General features: G+C 54.0%; 23 protein-coding genes. 20 read left to right on the top strand and 3 right to left on the bottom strand.

Going from position 1 to position 17,383, the window contains the following annotated elements; translation table 11 throughout:
- From DES44_RS21965 to DES44_RS24815, 10 genes are all read left to right on the top strand, one after another.
- The coding region (locus DES44_RS21965) for a polymorphic toxin-type HINT domain-containing protein (protein WP_259374781.1) at positions 1 to 2,904 on the top strand (2,904 nt) is incomplete at its 5' end.
- Positions 2,904 to 3,248, top strand: coding sequence for a hypothetical protein (locus tag DES44_RS24840; RefSeq protein ID WP_147307184.1), 345 nt, complete (start codon positions 2,904 to 2,906; stop codon positions 3,246 to 3,248). The genes DES44_RS21965 and DES44_RS24840, both read left to right, overlap by 1 nt.
- Before the next feature lie 103 nt (positions 3,249 to 3,351).
- Positions 3,352 to 3,738, top strand: a complete 387-nt coding sequence (gene imm45 / locus DES44_RS21960) for an Imm45 family immunity protein (protein ID WP_116001858.1) — start codon at positions 3,352 to 3,354, stop codon at positions 3,736 to 3,738.
- 637 nt (positions 3,739 to 4,375) lie between these two features.
- Entirely contained in the window at positions 4,376 to 4,705 is a 330-nt protein-coding gene (locus DES44_RS21955) for a hypothetical protein (protein ID WP_058934077.1), read from the top strand.
- 197 nt (positions 4,706 to 4,902) lie between these two features.
- A complete protein-coding gene (locus DES44_RS24835) occupies positions 4,903 to 5,379 on the top strand; it encodes a hypothetical protein (RefSeq protein ID WP_147307183.1) in 477 nt (158 codons plus the stop codon).
- Positions 5,380 to 5,601: 222 nt separating this feature from the next.
- The gene (locus tag DES44_RS24830; protein ID WP_147307182.1) at positions 5,602 to 6,105 is read left to right on the top strand and encodes a hypothetical protein; all 504 of its coding nucleotides are present in this window, start codon (positions 5,602 to 5,604) and stop codon (positions 6,103 to 6,105) included.
- Positions 6,106 to 6,205: 100 nt separating this feature from the next.
- The gene (locus tag DES44_RS24825; protein WP_147307181.1) at positions 6,206 to 6,604 is read left to right on the top strand and encodes a hypothetical protein; all 399 of its coding nucleotides are present in this window, start codon (positions 6,206 to 6,208) and stop codon (positions 6,602 to 6,604) included.
- Between the two features lie 493 nt (positions 6,605 to 7,097).
- On the top strand, positions 7,098 to 7,457 hold the full coding sequence (locus DES44_RS21950; RefSeq protein WP_058934078.1) for a hypothetical protein: 360 nt from the start codon (positions 7,098 to 7,100) through the stop codon (positions 7,455 to 7,457).
- A 252-nt stretch (positions 7,458 to 7,709) separates the two neighbouring features.
- Positions 7,710 to 8,039 carry a hypothetical protein gene (locus DES44_RS24820; RefSeq protein WP_147307180.1) on the top strand — a complete coding sequence of 110 codons (330 nt, stop codon included), beginning with the start codon at positions 7,710 to 7,712 and terminating at the stop codon, positions 8,037 to 8,039.
- A 68-nt stretch (positions 8,040 to 8,107) separates the two neighbouring features.
- Positions 8,108 to 8,521: a DUF6911 family protein gene (locus DES44_RS24815; RefSeq protein ID WP_147307179.1), complete on the top strand. Its 414-nt coding sequence runs from the start codon at positions 8,108 to 8,110 to the stop codon at positions 8,519 to 8,521.
- A 358-nt stretch (positions 8,522 to 8,879) separates the two neighbouring features.
- Here DES44_RS24815 and DES44_RS21945 read toward each other — a convergent pair whose 3' ends face one another.
- Entirely contained in the window at positions 8,880 to 9,275 is a 396-nt protein-coding gene (locus DES44_RS21945) for an ATP-binding protein (protein ID WP_232309940.1), read from the bottom strand.
- 55 nt (positions 9,276 to 9,330) lie between these two features.
- Here DES44_RS21945 and DES44_RS24810 point away from each other — a divergent pair, with 55 nt between their 5' ends.
- The 10 genes from DES44_RS24810 (at position 9,331) to DES44_RS21915 (ending at position 15,753) form a co-directional block, all read left to right on the top strand.
- Positions 9,331 to 9,816 carry a hypothetical protein gene (locus tag DES44_RS24810; RefSeq protein WP_147307178.1) on the top strand — a complete coding sequence of 162 codons (486 nt, stop codon included), beginning with the start codon at positions 9,331 to 9,333 and terminating at the stop codon, positions 9,814 to 9,816.
- 49 nt (positions 9,817 to 9,865) lie between these two features.
- Positions 9,866 to 10,153 carry a colicin immunity domain-containing protein gene (locus tag DES44_RS21940; RefSeq protein ID WP_083525380.1) on the top strand — a complete coding sequence of 96 codons (288 nt, stop codon included), beginning with the start codon at positions 9,866 to 9,868 and terminating at the stop codon, positions 10,151 to 10,153.
- Positions 10,154 to 10,584: 431 nt separating this feature from the next.
- Positions 10,585 to 10,896, top strand: a complete 312-nt coding sequence (locus tag DES44_RS24805) for a hypothetical protein (protein WP_147307177.1) — start codon at positions 10,585 to 10,587, stop codon at positions 10,894 to 10,896.
- A 99-nt stretch (positions 10,897 to 10,995) separates the two neighbouring features.
- Entirely contained in the window at positions 10,996 to 11,463 is a 468-nt protein-coding gene (locus DES44_RS21930) for an SMI1/KNR4 family protein (RefSeq protein ID WP_083525381.1), read from the top strand.
- A 581-nt stretch (positions 11,464 to 12,044) separates the two neighbouring features.
- Positions 12,045 to 12,449, top strand: a complete 405-nt coding sequence (locus tag DES44_RS24795; protein ID WP_147307175.1) for a hypothetical protein — start codon at positions 12,045 to 12,047, stop codon at positions 12,447 to 12,449.
- A gap of 203 nt (positions 12,450 to 12,652) precedes the next feature.
- Positions 12,653 to 13,033, top strand: coding sequence for a hypothetical protein (locus DES44_RS24790; protein WP_147307174.1), 381 nt, complete (start codon positions 12,653 to 12,655; stop codon positions 13,031 to 13,033).
- A 124-nt stretch (positions 13,034 to 13,157) separates the two neighbouring features.
- Complete coding sequence (locus tag DES44_RS21925) at positions 13,158 to 13,430, top strand: immunity protein CdiI family protein (protein ID WP_198164915.1); 273 nt, start codon at positions 13,158 to 13,160, stop codon at positions 13,428 to 13,430.
- Positions 13,431 to 13,832: 402 nt separating this feature from the next.
- Complete coding sequence (locus DES44_RS24785; RefSeq protein ID WP_147307173.1) at positions 13,833 to 14,228, top strand: hypothetical protein; 396 nt, start codon at positions 13,833 to 13,835, stop codon at positions 14,226 to 14,228.
- Between the two features lie 14 nt (positions 14,229 to 14,242).
- The gene (locus DES44_RS26140; RefSeq protein ID WP_510640593.1) at positions 14,243 to 14,500 is read left to right on the top strand and encodes a DUF8617 domain-containing protein; all 258 of its coding nucleotides are present in this window, start codon (positions 14,243 to 14,245) and stop codon (positions 14,498 to 14,500) included.
- Positions 14,501 to 15,120: 620 nt separating this feature from the next.
- Positions 15,121 to 15,753 carry a hypothetical protein gene (locus DES44_RS21915; RefSeq protein WP_058934083.1) on the top strand — a complete coding sequence of 211 codons (633 nt, stop codon included), beginning with the start codon at positions 15,121 to 15,123 and terminating at the stop codon, positions 15,751 to 15,753.
- Here DES44_RS21915 and DES44_RS21910 read toward each other — a convergent pair.
- Together DES44_RS21910 and DES44_RS26035 are read right to left on the bottom strand one after the other, a co-directional pair.
- Positions 15,696 to 16,256: an HNH endonuclease gene (locus tag DES44_RS21910; RefSeq protein WP_058937235.1), complete on the bottom strand. Its 561-nt coding sequence runs from the start codon at positions 16,254 to 16,256 to the stop codon at positions 15,696 to 15,698. The two genes, DES44_RS21915 and DES44_RS21910, sit on opposite strands and share 58 nt — an antisense overlap.
- A gap of 322 nt (positions 16,257 to 16,578) precedes the next feature.
- Entirely contained in the window at positions 16,579 to 17,376 is a 798-nt protein-coding gene (locus DES44_RS26035; RefSeq protein WP_058934084.1) for a response regulator, read from the bottom strand.
- Positions 17,377 to 17,383: the final 7 nt, after the last annotated feature.

Genomic DNA, 17,383 nt, shown 5'->3' with positions numbered 1-17,383 from the left:
GAGAGCCTGCAAGACACCAGCAAGTTCAAGAGCGACAGCACCCAGGTGGGCGGCAGCATGACCGCGGGGGCGGGTATCAGCGGCAGCGTCAGTGGTGGGCAGAGCAAGATCAAGAGCGACTTTGCCAGCGTCACGGAGCAAAGCAGCATCCGCGCCGAGGACGGTGGCTTCCAGGTGGAGGTCAAGGGCCACACGGACCTCAAGGGCGGCGCCATCACCAGCACGCAGGCGGCGGTGGACAGCGGGGCCAACAGCTTCAAGTCCGGGTCTCTGACGCTGAGCGATATCGAGAACAAGGCGGACTACAAGGGGTCCAGCTTCAACGTGTCGGCTGGGTTCGGGAAGAAGGAGGACGGCAGCAAGAAAGAAGGCGAAGCGCCCAAGCCGACCGACGGGTCGTACCAGCTGACCGTGGTCAAGCCAGGGGGAGCACCGGGGAGCTCTGCCGGCTTTGGCTACTCCAGCGACAGCGCCAGCAGCGTGACGAAGGCCGGGATTAGCGGCGTCGCAGGTAATGCGTCCGCACGCACCGGCGACGCGGAGACTGGGATCAAGCAGATCTTCGACAAGGAGAAGGTGCAGCAGGACCTGGCGGCGCAGGTGGCGATTACGCAGACGTTTGGGAAGGAAGCTTCCCAGCAGATTGGCGACTTCGCGCAGAAGCAGATGAATCTGGCGCAGGCGCTGCAAACGAAGGCGGAAGGGGAGACGGATCCGGTCAAGAAGGCCGAGCTTGAGAAACAGGCAGCCGCCATTGAACGCGACTGGGGTGACTACGGGGTGCTGCGCCTGGCCGCCCATACGGTCGTTGGCGGACTGACCGGCAACGCGGGCGGGGCGGTTGGAGCAGCCGCTGGCACGCTCACCGCGCCTGCGATGGCCGATGCGCTCAAGAGCGCTGGCGTGGAAGGAGACCTCGCAAAGAGCTTGACGGCACTGGCCAGCACGGCGGTGGGGGCCACAGCCGGGGGCGGCGCTGCAGGAGGAGTCACTGCCTACAACGAGGTCACGAACAACTTCCTGAACCACTACCGGCCGAGCAAGACATCGCCGCGTCATTCAGAAAAGGAGCAGTACGAAGCGGTGGTGGAGGCCTGCCAAAAGAACAACGCCGACGCTTGCATAGTGATGCAGCAATTGAGCGAGCTCTCGCGATCCAGAGACAAGGCCCTCGCGAAAGCTTGCGGACCTGACGGCAATTCCCTCGATTGCAAAAGCTGGACCCGCGAAGCCTGGTCGATGGGCAATCAGGTGTTCTCTCAGCCCCTTGGCGGGTTCACTTATGCCAACAGCCCGGAGCAAGGCTTCATCAGGTTCTTGAACACGGCGGTTATCCAGACGACAGAGACGGCTGGGGAGCGAGCCAACCGGGAAGCTCACCAATGGCAAGCGGACGCCGGCACGCCGGCAGTGGGATTCCTCTCAGGGCCCGCTGGCTTATTCGTCCGGGGTGTGATGCTGCTGGAAGGCGCCCAGTCCCTTGGCACGGGTGCTGCGCAGTTCGCGAACGGAGACTATGGCGCTTCAGTTTGGAGCGTCGTAAACGGCGCGCTCGGCGTGGGAGGCGCGGTGACAGGGCAGGTGGTGACGAAAGCTCCCTCCGTCACCTCCACGCTCAAGTTGCCTAAAGAAGGGGTTCAGAGGCTTGAGCCCGTTGGGGTCGCGAGGCTGGACCCTGTGGAGTTGCCGGGACTTACGCCAGCACCAGCACTTGCAGAAATGGAATCCGGTCGGTCCGGAAGCAGCTTGATCGGCAAGAACGGTGAATGGCTGCCAGAACCAAAAGTGAGTTCGATTGGGTCAGAACGTCCAACTGATCCAGTTAAACCGGTAGGCCCGGAACAGCCAAAAACTGATCTGGACACTTCAGCCAGTAAGGGGCAAGGTGCCGACAAAGAGATCGCTGTTGGAAGGACGGAGAGCGAGGCGTCAAGTGATGTTGCGACGGCGTGTGCGAATCCGCCGCTTTGCTTTGTCGCCGGAACGTTGATTCACACCGTCGACGGACCCAAGGCGATTGAGACGTTTGTCGGTGGTGAACTGGTGCTGTCACGTCATGAGCACACTGGTGAAGCAGGTGTGCGACCCGTCGTTGCGACTATTGCGACCAAGGACCAGCCGGTCTACGAGGTGGTGATCGAGGATGCTCATGGCAATACTGAAGTGCTGCATACAACCGCCGAGCATCCGTTTTGGGTAGCCAATGCAGTTGCGGAAAGTGGAGAACCATCATCAAAAGTCTTCAAGTCGCAATGGGTAAGGGCGGCGTCTCTCGTGTCGGGAATGCGGCTTACCAGTTTGTTGGGATCTGAATGGGTTGTACGAAGGCAGAGAACTGCTGGATGGCGTGCGGATGTTTTTAATATTGAAATCCATGAATTCCATACGTACCACGTCGGTGCTTCGGGCGTTTGGGTCCACAATGCGCCATGTTGCAAGATTGGTAACCCTGCCGATCCCTTTGCGTCACATCCAAACTACGTGGACGATCTGCCGTTCGCGTATAAACCCGTTCCGTTTCAACGTTTTGTTCAGCGTTTTAGTGATGAACTTTCGGCAGTTGGATTTGACGATGCTCAAGGATTCATGCAGGGAAGCGCAGCATCTGGCATTAAACACTCTTCGCGCACGCCACTGGACGCTCGCATGGGCGTCCTCCCCTCTGACTACGACATTGCAGTGGTAAGCCCAAAGCTAGTGCAGCGAGCGCAAGAACTTGGGTTAGATGTTTTTAATGGGCCGCTAGATTTCAATGACCTTGCAGCTTTGGGTTTGATTAATGCAAAAAATGCTCTAAGTGCTGCTTCGAAATATGAGAGGCCTGTAAATTTCAAGATATACAGGTCCGTTCAAGACGTGTTCGATGCTCAAAAGACAATTCCCTTTAATAACTGGAAAAAATAATGTATTTCTTAACAATAAAGTCTGGAAAAGATATTTTGTGCAACCGTGTTGAATTCGCAGATTATGCGGACGCGATGGCGGCATGTGGCGCTTATTACGATCCCAGGTACGCGGGGTCAACGTTAAACTTCACATCCGTTGTTGTAGGAAAGAAATTTTTGCGGTCATATGCTTCTCTAACAAAGTTAGAAGACCTGCGCGATGTACCTCGTAACTCTCCCCAGGCAATTGCCGCAGTAAAGCAGGACAACGCTTTTTTGTTCGAAAAATCATATTTTTTCTTAATTGAAAGCGATGAGGGTGTACGCGAGGCGCAGCGAAGAGAGCGCGAAGATGATGAATAAACGAGTGAGCATTGCAGATGAGCCGCCGAATCGTAAATTTAGGTCTTCGGTAGGCGTAACCCGATTCAATGAGAGGATCATCAAACTCGCAAGCTGAGGCCAAATGATGAAATGGTTTAATCTGCTGGATTATCCGTTTAATGAGGTGTATGGCGGTTCCATAATTCGTGTGCCCACGATGAAGCCGTATAACGGTGAGTGGTACATAGATCCAGTGGTAGATTTTCTTGTTTTTGAGGCGTATTCGCTGATGCCAGATGCGGGTCTTGGTCTAATGGTGATATCTGGCCCGAAGGCCGGTAAAGTGAATGTCGTTTTCCCCAATTCCTCTTACACTCCAAATACCAGGGGTTTAAATAAACGATGGCTAATAGATAATTGGAAAAAATTCTTCTATCGGGATGGTGAGCCACATCAGGCTTGGATTGTTAGCGCTGGATCGTTGAGCGTGCTTCCAAATGGGGATGAATGGGACATTCCCGATGCTTGAGTAGGGTTTGAATCACGGGTCGCAATGCTGCAAGAAACCGTTAATGCTGGTTCCCTTGCGGGAGCCGAAGCGCTTCGAAAGTACGAGGCTGGCCTGCGCGTAGTCTGCCCTGTGTGCTCTGCAGCGCTTCATTCCATTCCCGCAGGTGTGCAGCAAGGGCATTCCCTATCCGGCCTCGTGTGCCCGACAGACCAGCGGCATTACTTGCTGTATGGTGAAAGCGAGGTCGCCATGAAGAGCATGCGAGCTCTCATGAAGGACCTTGCGGCAAAGAGGAAGTAGGCCCCTTCCGCGCAGAGCCAATTGCGCAGCAGGTTCAAGGTTGGGCGTAGGCCCACCCGCGAGGGCTCGGCCTTGACGCGGTGGAAAGCCGACCGACGCTCGCCGTGCGCGGTGCCTGGCCGTCGATGGCCTGGCACCGCTCACGGCAAAGGGCGACTCGCTCCCTTACTTGGGAAGGTCGGGGGATGGGTCGGAGTCGCTGCCGTGAGGACAGCGGGCAGCACCGACCTGGGCCGGTGCTGAAGCGAAGGAGTACCCGTCCCCAGACGGGTTCACGCAGCGCTGTGGGGCCGACCTCGAGATGACGCGAGCAAGTTGGCGAATTTATTCAACGAATCAAGAAGACAGCCCCGCGATGAACAGCGTTGAGTTTTACGTCCGAAACGTGCTGAGTACACCTGAGGGGGAAACGCTGGTGGTCGGCGTTCCGAACAACGGTGAAGCGCTCGTGCCTGGTGCTGGATTCGAAACCAGGTACGAGATCAGCCGCGACGATGTCATGAACGGCACTCCGAACCCCGTGCTTCTGAACAGCGTCGCGGTTGAGCTGGTGGTCGAGAAGATTGACGTGATGCGCAAGGAGGTGAAGCAGGTGCCCCGCGGCATGACGGCCGCGCTCTCGCTATCAGGCACTGGCCTTGAGCACGTAAAAACCGGGTGCTTTCTTCGTACAAAAGAGCAGTAGCTTGGTCGTTTGGCGAGCGTCCGGGTCAGGGCTAGTCATTGGCCGCCCGTGAGAGCTTGGCCAGGAAGCGAAGCGTAGGCAGCGGCGCCAATGACCGGTGACCGCGGGCTTCCAGGCCACAGATAGCGCGTGCGGCAGATTAAGGCTTTTTGCAGTTCCAAGCACTTGGAAGGCAAAAGAAAATATAAAAGTCTGTTATGGATATTTCTAACAAACTGATGGATGAGATAAAAATCAACGATTTGGAGCAGCCAGATCCAAAAACGCTGTTAGAAATAGATCGGAAAATGCGGCGAGGGATCGTTTCCTACCGAAGAGCGAGTTTCTTTAACTGGTGCTTCGGCTCAAATGTAAAGAGAGTCTTGGATTCCGATCTCGGCGGTGATCTCTCATACTACGAATATGTTACCAATAAAACATACTTTGATCCTTGGGTCAACTCCGGCTTGTTTGCCGCCGCTCTTGCTGGGTTCGATGTGCTGTCTACTCACTGGTGCGACACAGTGAAACTGGATGTCGATATCGTGCTCTTGTTTCAAACAGGAGGGGAGTTTGGTGAATCTGCAGCGATTTCTTTTTATCTGCGTCGCGATGGGCTTCCGGTCTTTCACGAGCGAAATGTTGCGGCTTTCAATAGCCCTATCTTGTTACGGCGTTTGAGGTTCGAAGCGTAAAGGGTTCGATCATTTCGGCGGTCCTACATGAGACGTGCACTACTTTGATAAGCCGGAAAGGTATCGAGAGGAGAGACAGGCAAACCGCTTGAATTAGGCCTGAAATCCTCGAAAACTTAGCAAGCATCGCGCACTTCACCCGCCAAACTGATGTTGAGTTTTAAGTACCAGCGCGCGCAGAGCGTCGTCCGAAATACTTTGGCCTCCCGCTAGGAGTGAAAATTGATTGAAATCCATGCAAGCTCGACGATGGAGAAAATCGTCGAAAAGTTTTCCGAACGGGAGGTTGGCTTGCCTGACGTACTGATTAGCCGGCTTGCCAGAGGATTTGCAAAAATTGGGCCTTGCCTATTCCTATCTTCGTCGGTAGATGATGACGTGTGCAGCGTAATGCAACATTCTCCCCCGAAAGACCCGCCGTACCACGAATATACGTTCAATAAAGCTCATATTGAAGATGCGGTGGATATCGACCTGTTTGCGGTCAGCTATTGTTATGCCCTCTCAATAGCCAAACTAGTAGAGGCGAATGTTGGTTTATCAGTTGATGTAATATTTGCCTGTCATCCAACAACAGAATTTGGACCCCAGGCTATAGTTACATTCTATCAAGCTGGATTTTCCCCAGTAATAGACGTCGGCCAGCTCGATAGTTTTGCCGAGCCAATTTTGGTTTTCAGAGTTAAAGGTGACTTGCAAGCTATCGATTGCGCTTTGTCGGCGTAATGACTGTAGGAAAATGGGGTTCAAGTTTGCGTCGCAAGGATAATAAGCGCAACCACCGTCGATTATTCTGGTTTTGCCAACTGTGAAATAAGAAAGTGCCATGCTGGAGATTAAATTTGAGCGGCCCTTCAGCGTGCATATGGAGGTTGTAGAAACTAGTGACTATTTGCCGTCGTTGCGCATCGAAGCGCAAATCGTAATTGCGCAATTTCAGCACATGTTCAGCTATCAAGGAACATTCTGGCTAGAATGTGCATGCTGGACTGACTTTGCGAATTCCTTGAATGATCCATCGCGAGATGCTGTGTTAAACGATATGAGCAATAATTTCGCTCTCGCAATTTATAAAAAGGATGGGAAGAAAATCATTTCTTGGAAATTTAATATGACGGATGTGAGTGGGTCAAGTACAACGACGGTTGCGTTCTCTGCTGAAATTGACGATGACATGTTGGAGGCAATAAAGAGGGAATTTGCGGAGTTTCCTGTATGGTGGTAACACCGTATGGGCAGTGCGATTTGGCAATGCCGGAAGTGTTGGCCTTGAAATCGTGCCAATTAACGAGGCCACCTGCACAGAACCGCTCGGGTTCAACCCTCCAGAGCAGTTCACGACCGCTGCCCAGCAGCTGAGAGATGCACTCGTCCTGAGCGGGGGCACGGATGCGACCGTAGGAGTTCGTGGAAGCACGGCGACGGGGGTAAGCCTCACCAAAGGCACACCATCCGGACCAAAGAGCGATCGCGACTTCTTCATTGAATGTCGGGAGCTCACGGAGGGATGCAAGACGTCGAAGAACATTCCTGGCTTCGTGCACCCGAGCAAGATACTGGCGGACTACCCAGTGCTTCAAGAATGGGCAACAACCTGGACGAAGGCGCTGGGTCGTGACTTGGCGCCTGGAGCCTTTTTGCCCGGGATGTCGCCTTCGCAGCCGTCGATTGTGGTGAGGCCAATTGGTCCAGTCATGCCTTCCATCGGGAGATAAGAAATGCAGTACGTCAACTTGCTATGCGCGCACGCCGAGAAAAACAGTCTGCGTGAATTCGCTGAAGCCTTCTTCGGCGCGGTTGGCATCGTGGATGGTCAAGAGAGGGAGAGCGCGAACTACGCAGAAGGCCATTACTTCAGAGGCACGCACGATGGAACCAAATTCACCGTGTCGCTTTCGGACGAGGAAGGTAACGAGGACTTACCTGTGTGGGTGCAAATTGTGGACAAGGTGGACGCGCACGCCTTGGACGATGTCGTGAGCCATTTAGTTCGAGAGCGACTTCTCGCTGTGGGCTTCCGTGTAGCCCGCTTGGTGAACTTCGGCAGGCGTGACGAGCAGCGTATCGAATACTCGTGATTGCGGCTATGGCGGGCCAACTCGTCAAAGCCGGCCGTCAGCCGCGAGAGCGGGCTTGGCAGTGCTACCTGCGCACGAAAGAGTAGCGTCAGATCCAATGGCGGGCAGCCGGTAGATGCTATCGCGAGATGCATGTGTGGACGCTGAACAGGTAGCGCCAAGGGGCGACGTTGCTGCAACGGTTGATCGCTGCGGATGGCTCGCGTCAATAGGAAAATCTGGACTTTACGGCTGAAATTCGGGGAGCAAGTTATGTCGATCAGCATGTTCTTTGTGTCTCCTCAGACCCCCGAGGAAAAGAAGTTCAATCTTCCGGTGTGCACAGAAGATGTGTTTAAGCGAGTGGTATTGCCGGCCGCAGAAAGAGTGGGGGCACAGTATGTCCAATTGTTTGAAACTGGAATTGAAATTTTGGCGGACGATACTTCGGCGATTTCTGAGGAATTGCGCTGTGTTGCAAATCAAATCGAGGCTGACGCCTCCGATGCTACGTTGTATATATTGCCGCGTCTAAAAAATTTGCAATGGGAACTTGAGAGGATATTTAATTATTGTCCCGAAGCTGTGCTATATATTGGTTAGATCGGCGGGATAGAGAATCGCAGGCTGAAGGCCTTGCTCCATCAGGGTGGCTTTGGATTGGAGGTTAAATGCTGACGAATGCAACAATGAACATCTCATGGACAGAAAGGATGACTAAATTTTCGTCCAACAGCGGCGGAAATATGACGAGCCCGCAATGGCAAGACATCGAGGATAAACTTGCTCTAGTACTAATTAATGGAGGTACAGTCACCTTGGACGTGGAGCATGAAGATGGCTGCCAGAGTTCGCTGCAAGTTAGAGCCGAAGGGGGTAATTTCGTCGTCATGCTCGGCAAGGAAACAAATGATGGTTGGAAAGTTCGTGCGTACGAAAATCTGACCGTTCGAAATACAGAAATTTCTATTTTGGGTGACGTGTGGAACGGTCGAATCGTGTGTCAAAGTATCGATTTTGTGATTGCGGCATATCGCGAATTTTTTGAAACTGGCGACGTTTCCGAGTGCATACTATCCGGATGAGAATGTGTCGGGCGTACACTGAAGAATGGGTTTGCATCGCTTCGCCGAAGACTGCCACCTGGGTTATTTCCCGTTTCGCACTGAACTAAATGGCAACGCCTGATACCGGACGTTGCAACGTCAGCGTTGTTGAGTCAGCAGCCTATTAACAGGTAACGCGGTTCGCACCGTCGGTTGACGTGTGAGTGCGCTGACAAAAAGCACGTCGACTTTGGTCAATTACCCAAGCCCTGCCTACCGTTAACCGAACAGCTGCCAATGACTGCTGGCGACGAGGGTTGCCGTCTGTTGGTAGCGTTCAGCGATCAGGCCGTGCAAGGCCTCGCTGGCGGGCGCGCGCGACGGCTTCAGGCCGAAGTCATCGATGATTAGTAGCAGCACCCGGACCAGCGTGGACAGCTATGCGCTCATAGCTGCCAGTGGCCCATGCCGCTTTCAGGCTCTGCGCGAGGCTGGCGCAAGTGGTGAGGACCACATCCACGCCTTGGCACACCGGGCAGTGGGCCAGCTTCTGGGCCATGTGCCTCTTGACCGTGCCGCAAAGGCCGACGACGAGCACCGGCGCCTTCTCCTCGAGGTATCGCCCGGTGGCCAAGTCATAGACCAAGACCCGGTTGAGCTGGGGCAGGCGCTCGAATTGGAACTGCTCCACGATCTTGGTGGTGCGGAACTGTCCTCGGCGCAGACGGGTGCTGAACTTCTTTTGCTCACGCCGGGCGACCTTGTCGCTGATCAGCAGCGTCAGGAAGTCCAAGGGATTAACGCGGAAGTGCAAGTGCAGCACTCACTACGAGTGCCAGCACTTGCAGATGTCGAAATCGACCAAACTGGACGCGTCGTCGTCGCTCACACCGTTGAAATGGAGCTGGAACCAAATGCACGATGTCTTTGAGATTGCATTTCGTGAGCTTGTGTCCGAGCATTTGCTAAAAGATCTTTTGTCAAACTATTTTCAGCTCGATATTGCCTCAATAGTATCTGAACATGACTACTGGTCGGACGCTTGGGATGGATTGCCGAGAATTGGGATTTCTATTGCAATTGCGGATGACGGATTGAAAACTAACGTTTCAGGGTACTCGTTTCAACCGATAGCGGACCCCGTCCTAGGCGATCTTGCTAAAGAAGCAGCAAAAGTCTTTCAATCGGAGGCTGTGATTGGAGACTTTGGCAAGCATGGAATTGAGGCAATTGGCCGTTTTCTGTCTTACTTACCAGACGGATCCATTTGGGAGTCGGTTGACTCTTCCGACGGTCCTATCGACGATGTGATGCCGATTCGGAGAATCGAGTAAAGATATTTCTATCCAGAATTCAAAAACTTAAGAATGGTAGAAAATCGCAATGAGTAAGAACTTGCTAATGATGGTCGAAACGTTTGTCAGTAAAGAAATAACTGCTGAAGTTTTCGCCGAGCAATTCATTGCTGCATGGAAGCGAGAAAGGGAGTCCGGGGACGCGCTGCTAGATAGTGCCCACTTAAGCGAAAAGCTGTCCAGCATATTTTGTTTTCCGGATATGTTTAATCCAGCGCCGGACAAAGATGAATACGAGTTGGATGAAGCTCAGCTGCTGGCTGAAGTGACCTCGTTAATTTCAGGCCATGTTACTTACCGTTGTGCATGTAGCTGATGCGCAAGCAGCTACTGTTTGCCACTGAGGCAGATGATCACCAGAACCTGGAGGCTCTTTTGGCGGACTAGCAGAACCATGGCAGACACTAGCCCCAGACGAGCCACATCTGTATGGATTTGAGTAAGGGCTATGCCATGGGCGCTGCACTCGCACAGGCGAATGCGGCCATCAGCCATGAACGCATCCATGTCCTTGCGCTGACCATTGAAGCGATAGACACGGTCTGAGGCCAGCAATTGCAATCCAAGTGGCCGTTCGTTCAGCTAGGGCTTTTGTCAGCCGGGCAGATGGCTGGGCCGCAATTGATGTGGTTCAGAGCGTCCAATGGCTCGTATGTTCTAACGCCAAGGAAAGCACGAAAACTTTATGGTCTAGTTGACTTTTCACCAATTGAGCATCAATGAAATTGATTTCTTTGGAGAATTAATATGACCGGTTCGTTTATTCTTTCAGAAGATGAATCGCTAGATGTTCGAACGGTGGATTTCGAACGAATTGCCGACGTCTTTCGACATGCAGCGGCAACGTCTGCCGCGGCTAAGAAGCTTCTAGTTGCGCGGGATGATCACGGAATGGATATGCTGTGCGCCGATGAATTGAATTCCGAGGAGTTCTTTGAGTTCTACATGCTATTGGATGCAGTGCGAATGAAGGTCTCAGACACGCCTGGATTGGTTCGGTTCGTCGATCAAGTTAAAGAGGTGGCAAAGGCGGACAAACGACTTGCTGGAAAAATTTGATCGGCCACGTCAATTCGAGCAGCATCGTACCAAGCTGCTGTAACTCATTTACCGAAGTTTTTCCGACAATTCGTTCAACGTGTATGCGGGCGCCTCGAAATGACTACTGATGTTGATTCAATTTTTGCTACCCTTGACGATGTAGGCATTCTTCATCGCGACAGCTTAGTCGGATGTACCGCCAAAGAAATTGACGCGGTGCGCTCGCATTTTTCGCGCAAACTTCCACTGGCTTATGAAGACTTTCTGCGCTTGGCTGGCGGTGGTGCTGGAAGGCTGTTCCGTGGCAGCGACATTTTTTATCCTAGACTGCTCGCGTTGCAGAATTTTGCTAAAGAGCTATTGATTGAGAACGGCGAGTCCATTTCCCTGCCGGCAGATGCGATGGTCTTCTTTATGCATCAGGGATATGAGTTTTGCTTCCTATTGCCTGTAAATGAAGACCCCCCAGTCTTTCAGTACGTTGAGGGACAGGTCGGCTTCGCAAATCCTTGGGGAAAGTTTTCCGAGTTTCTGAAGGCCTCGATTGCAGCGCATTTGGAAGGATGGGCCAACCTCAATCGATGATTACGGCAGTACATCTGCCTATTTAACTTTGAAGCAGACAGTACGCGCAACCCTGAGGGGAGAACTATATTCACAAGGGGGTGACGGATGCCGCAAAGTGCGATTAGATACGCAGGCCGTTCGGCTTATGTAAAAGACGAAAAATTGCGAGGACTTTTAGGCTTGATTTGCTTGCATCTTCAGGATGTGGTGACGAAACCTGATGATATTAAGTGGATCACAAATGCCTTAATGGATTGGGTAAATGACCATGAAAGCATGCCCCCTGGACTTCGCGATATTGAATTGGATGGGGTCTTGACTGAATCTTCCAGGGTGGACTTTTTTGTTCAATTGCTTAACTGCATTTCGATGCTACCGCCTAGAGAATGCGGAGCTTGCGACAAAAAGACTATTGATCAGATCGTCCAACTGTTGATGAGTCATACAGTTTAGGTTTTGCGGCCCAAATGGTTGGGAGTATCCCTGCGCATAATCTGAAATTCACAATGGAAAATGTCTGGGCCTTGTATTAATCTTTTTTGACGCTTTCAAGCGCGCATAACCGGCCCGATCATCCCTTATCGAGAAAGCAATACAAGTTGGCAGTTTATGCTGATATTCACGGATATGTTACATTTCCGTTTGGCGTAGAACCGTCGAAAGTGTTCGTAGCATTGGAAAATGATTCGAGATTCAAAGTTGTAGAGTCGGAAGCTCATGAAAGCTTTCAATATCTATACGCGCCATTTTCGGGTGAGGCTCGTCTTTCGGGTTCAAGCGATGATCAAGCTTGGTTGGAAAGCATAGAATCCAGGTTGGCGGAGATTGATTTCTTCAGTTTGGTATTGTTCGTGTCTTATGAAAATTCGCCAACACTTTTGTTTTCTTACTTCAAAATCGGGCAGATTCTAAAGTCTGTTGGTAGGTTGAGTGAAGAAACGATCTCTGAGACTCACACTGAGCGGCTATGCAAAACACCTCGCTCCGGATTTGATGCCAAGTAATTTGGCGTGAATGCTGATGGCTGGCACCCTCAGAATCAAATCTCTTGTTCTCGGCCTTCGGCAGCAATGAAGGGTTTCAGATGAATTCCGCCAACATTGTTCGCGTTTCGCGGAAGGGCATGCTGAATACCCGCAAACTGCTTGCAGTGCTTGAAGGCATTAGAGATTCTGAAGATTTTTAAATGTGAGGATTTGATGTTTTGATGTCGCGTCATGTTGAGGAATTTGATCTACAGCTATCCTTAAGCGAGGCGCTTCGATTAAATCCGAGTCAACTTATTGTCATTCCAGATTATCCAATGCATGATCTTGCGGACGATATTTTGGTGATCTGCATGACGGCAACCTTGGCTGGCGATTTTCCTTTCAAGCTTTCAATCGATTTCATACGCGGAAGTGTTGAATTTAATCGTATTGAAGTCGCACGCAAAATCTCACGTTTACTCAACGTCAGGCTGCTGATTGACGATGGGTCGCCCAGTCCCAACAGCATGATGCTTATTCATGGAGATGAAAAGCCATGCGTTGTAACCCTCGACGGCGATGCTGCCGATGAAGGGATATATCGCCTGAAAAATGGCTGAACAGCCTGCTCTGAAAAGGTCGTTGTTACTGCCAGACGGAAGGGACTGCGGTGACTATTAGCAACCAAGAATTTATCGTTAGCGCCAATGTCTCTGGGGTTAGAGAATGAGAATCTTGAAACTGATGGCTGACTACGACTGTTTCCCCCTGTGGGAGGCAACGCCTGGGCAGGTAGGTAACGTCGATCCTGGCAGCTTGCCGATCTCAGAGCAACTCCAAACGGAGTTGGCGGCCTGGGCCCAATCTTTCAATCACACTCTTAATCAGGATGACCCTCAGCACTCTGGGTTCGTCTGTACTGAGGAAGAAGAGAAATTCAAGGTGATGGGACGAGTGTTAGGTGAGCGTCTTCAAGCTGAGCTCGGTGTGGACTTCCTGATAAAGGTCAAAGTCTGATAAGTATTCTTAGAGGGTGGACGGCCCGCATTGAGCAGTAATTGTTGTAGTAGGCAATGGCCGGAATGAAACCGAGACCGCTGTGACGACGGGCCAGATGGATTACGCATCGCAATTCACTGCTGATCTGCAGCTCGCCATCCTAAAGGTCAATTGGCCTGAGCTATGGTGTATTGCTGGGCACGCTAGAGGCTGAATAACGATTGCCCAAGCTCCCATATTTTTCAAACCTTCTAGAAGTAGGTTCAATCCGCATAATTCAAGACGGAAATGTCTAAATTTCTTGAGCAGAATCCGGCTTTGCCACATCGATTTTTTTCCGCAGAATATAACCTTGCCTTATTTGATTTCATACTGCATGGAAATCGTGAGTTCTTCCAAGCTTTGTAGAATGAATTCGGCGTGAACGTAGCGATCACGGTGCTAAATTCTGACGGATTCACTCCGCTGAAGAAGCTTGAACCTGAAGGCAATTGGGGTAAATCAATTGCGGAGCTGTATAACGTGCGCGTGTCGGCAGCCGAATACCACAGCGTATGTGTTGTCGAGCAGAACGAGCGTTGGCTCGGTGCTCAATATTTGGATATCTCTATGGGCGTGGCACTTTTTAAAGGATCAGAGCCTGAAGCCGTGGCATTATTTGAGAGGATGCGGGTGTCGGATTGGTTTTTTGACCTTGAATATGTTAAAGAGGCAGCGAGCGACCCTTTGTCCGGCCTCATGCGTGACTATGGAGAAAAGTTCCTGGAAATCCTGCTGAAGAATTATTCGCCGGATATGCCACACGCTGGTGAATGAAGAAGGACTGAACGATGCCTAAATTCGCTTGTCGGTGTGGACACGTCATAAACCTTTCGCTCGATTGGGATGACGCGGAACTTTTGTTAGTTCCGCAAAAAGATGTAGAACGTCTCGGCGAAGGAATCGATGAGGGTAATGTGAAGTCTGCTGAAGCAGCCTATGAAATAATCGATTCATCAAGCAAGGCAGTCTACGATTGCCCTAAATGCCATCGCCTTCACATGGAGGTAGGCAGGAACACGTTTATTACGTATGTGCGCGAAATGTAGAAGCCGACTCACCGCAGCCAATTAGGAGTGTTCCGATATCGAGTGGCTGCCTCAGCGTTGACGTACATGCATGTCACCGGTCACAGGCTTGCCCCCGCACCCCAACGCTTCCGCTAAATCTGCTACTTCGCCGCTCCCGGCCCCGCCTTCGCCGACGGCGGCACATCACTGCCCTCCGGCAGTTCTTTCGGTGCATCCAACTCGCTCTCCGTATCCCCGTCCTCCAGCACGCTCCCCCCATTCCCCGTCCGCTCAGCGCCCGCGTTGGAATCTCCGTCTGTAGCGGGCAGCCTCCCATCCTCGTCTTCGGGCTCCTGGTTCGTGCTGGGGTCCCCCACCGGATCTGCGTTTTCGTCCTCAGGCGGTGACGTCCTGGGGGAAGGGGAGGAAGCGGTACCTGCGCTGCTGTTCATGATGTGCACCTCGATGACAGCCGAAATGGCTGGACACCCTCCCTGGGGCATACGACGCCCCTGACTCAGCGCAAGCTTGCGCAACCGCCCAAGCAAGTGACCGCGTCCCCAGTCGAGGCGGGTCACCCCGAGGACGCCTCAACCCTTGACGCATCCCCACTGTCCGCAGACAGTCGAACAGCCGCCCACAAACGATCCACCCTCTGGATGACTGTCCACCTGACCCACGAGCGCCTGCTCACCGAACTCCCGCCCGGCGTTGACTACACCGACGACGTCGCCGACCTCGACCGCGACGACATTCCCAAGGACAGAATTCCCTTGCTGCAGCAGCTCATGGTCGATGACCAGGCGCCGGAGGATGTGCAACTTCGAGCGGCCCTGCTTTTGTCGAGCTGGGGCGAGTCGCAAGGAGCGCGCTACCTCATTCGCTATGTCGAGCACGCGGGCGGAGCCTCACCCGGCTGGTTCCCGCATCGACTGAGGAATTACGACGAAACGTATACCCACATCTGTTGGGCGCTGGCGCGTTATTGGTCATCTCAGGAAGGCGTTGCGGATCAGGCATCCGCCAAAGCCGACATCCTTCCAACCCTGAAGAAGCTGGTGCAGCTCGCCGGTCATGAGAGTTTTGAGCTGCCGCTTGAATATCTGGTGCTGACAGCCGGATTCACAGAGCTGATACCCGATGTGAAAGCGATGTTCCTCAACATCCTCAAACAGCCGGAACGCCATCACTGGAAGGTGGAGGACACCGCCAAGCTTTTGGACCAACTAGCGCATCACCCCACGTACAACCGCGACGACTTCGGCACACTCGCCAGCAGAAACTCCATCTGATCCGCCAGAATCCGTCGCCCGCGCAGGATCATGTCCTCATGCAGGCTGGGCACGTACGGTAGGTACAGCAGCGACATCCCCGCCTCTTCCGGCGTGCGATTCCCCTTGCGCCCATTGCATGCGCGGCAGGCGGTGATGCAATTCATCCAGCTGTCCTTGCCCTTGCGGGAGACTGGCTGGATGTGCTCCCGGGTGAGCTGTTCCGGATGGAACCGATGCCCGCAATAAGCGCAGACATGCCGGTCCCGGGTGAACAGCTTGGGATTGGAGAGTGCGGGCGCCTGTCGCCACGCCCGGCTGGGAATGGCGCCGCGCACCGCGATGATGGGGTGCAGCTCGATGCGGGACTGCAGCCCGGTGATCCGCTGATAGCCTCCCCGCAGCACATGGCAAGGCTGGCCCAATGTCCAGGCGACAGCGTCGCTGGCATAGAGCACGGCGGCTTCCTTGGTCGAGATCCAGGCCTGAGGGCGGCCCGAGATATCCAATTGCAGAACATCCACGGTCAATGACCTCCGCCTCAGAGGGTAATCCAGTCGGGCAGGGCAACTCAAGTGCCCAGGGGGCCGCCAGTCGCGTCAAAACCGACATTTCGTCGGCGCCGGTGCCCGGTTTTGCCTCCGCGCCCTCTGGCGAGTCCCTTTCACGCTCCGAGCCGCTGCTCGCCCGGTGACAAACTCGCGACACCTTGGATGATCCGTCGGGACACGCCTTGGGACGCTTCTGCGGCGCCTGTCACCGATCATCGGCCTGATCCCGGAGCCCTTATCGTGGGCGCCAGTTACCCGCACCCGCACCCGCAAAGGCGCCCGCGACCGCGCCCCCTCAGATCCTCAGCAACGCCCTCGCCAGCAGCGCCTCCCCGGAGAACCCATCCTGCGGCAGCCGCGCCGTCCGGCGGCGCCACCCTGATCCAGCTTCCCAACCGTCCGCCAGCCCCGCTATCGTCCCAGCCGCAAGCCCAACCGGCGCCCCGGCCCCCAGTCCGCCCGCCGCGCCGTCCGGCAAAGCGCTCTCCGCCTCCGGCACCGCCCACGCCACAACCTGCTCACCAGCGTCTTCCCACGCCCCGACCAGATCCCCAGGCTCCGCCGCCTGCTGCAGCGCCCGCGCCAGCTCGGCACTGGCACCGGCATCACCGCTCCCGCGCCAGACCTGAAGCGTCAGATCACCGCCGTCCCGCTGCGCCAGCAAGGCCGTCTGATCCAAGCGCACCACAAACTCCTGCCGCCCCAACGGCAACGCCGGCGGTGGCACCGCGCCTCCACCCAGCGCCCGCAGCAGTTCATCCAGCTCTTCCGCCTTGTCGAAAAACCCATTCGCACCCGCCGCCACACAGGCCGCGCGATACGCCTCCGGCGTCTGATGCGACAACACATGCACCTGCCCCGCATACCCCTGCCGCCGCAGCTGCTTGAGCACCTGCAGCCCGGAGCCGCCGCCCGCCAGCGACAGATCCAGCAGCACCGCATCCGGCTGCGTTGCCGTGACCAGCGCCAGCGCCAGGGTCTCATCCGGCGCCTCGCCCACCACGCGCAGCCCCTGCACACTCCTCAGCCGCTGAAGAATCTGACGACGAATCGTCACCGAATCCTCCACCAGCACCACGGTCAACTCCGGCATCCAGGCT

The sequence above is a fragment of the Roseateles depolymerans genome (assembly GCF_003387155.1).
GTDB classification, from domain to species: Bacteria; Pseudomonadota; Gammaproteobacteria; order Burkholderiales; family Burkholderiaceae_C; genus Roseateles; species Roseateles depolymerans.
Note: the sequence above shows the minus strand (reverse complement) of the source record. Positions and strands in the feature narration are given on the sequence as shown.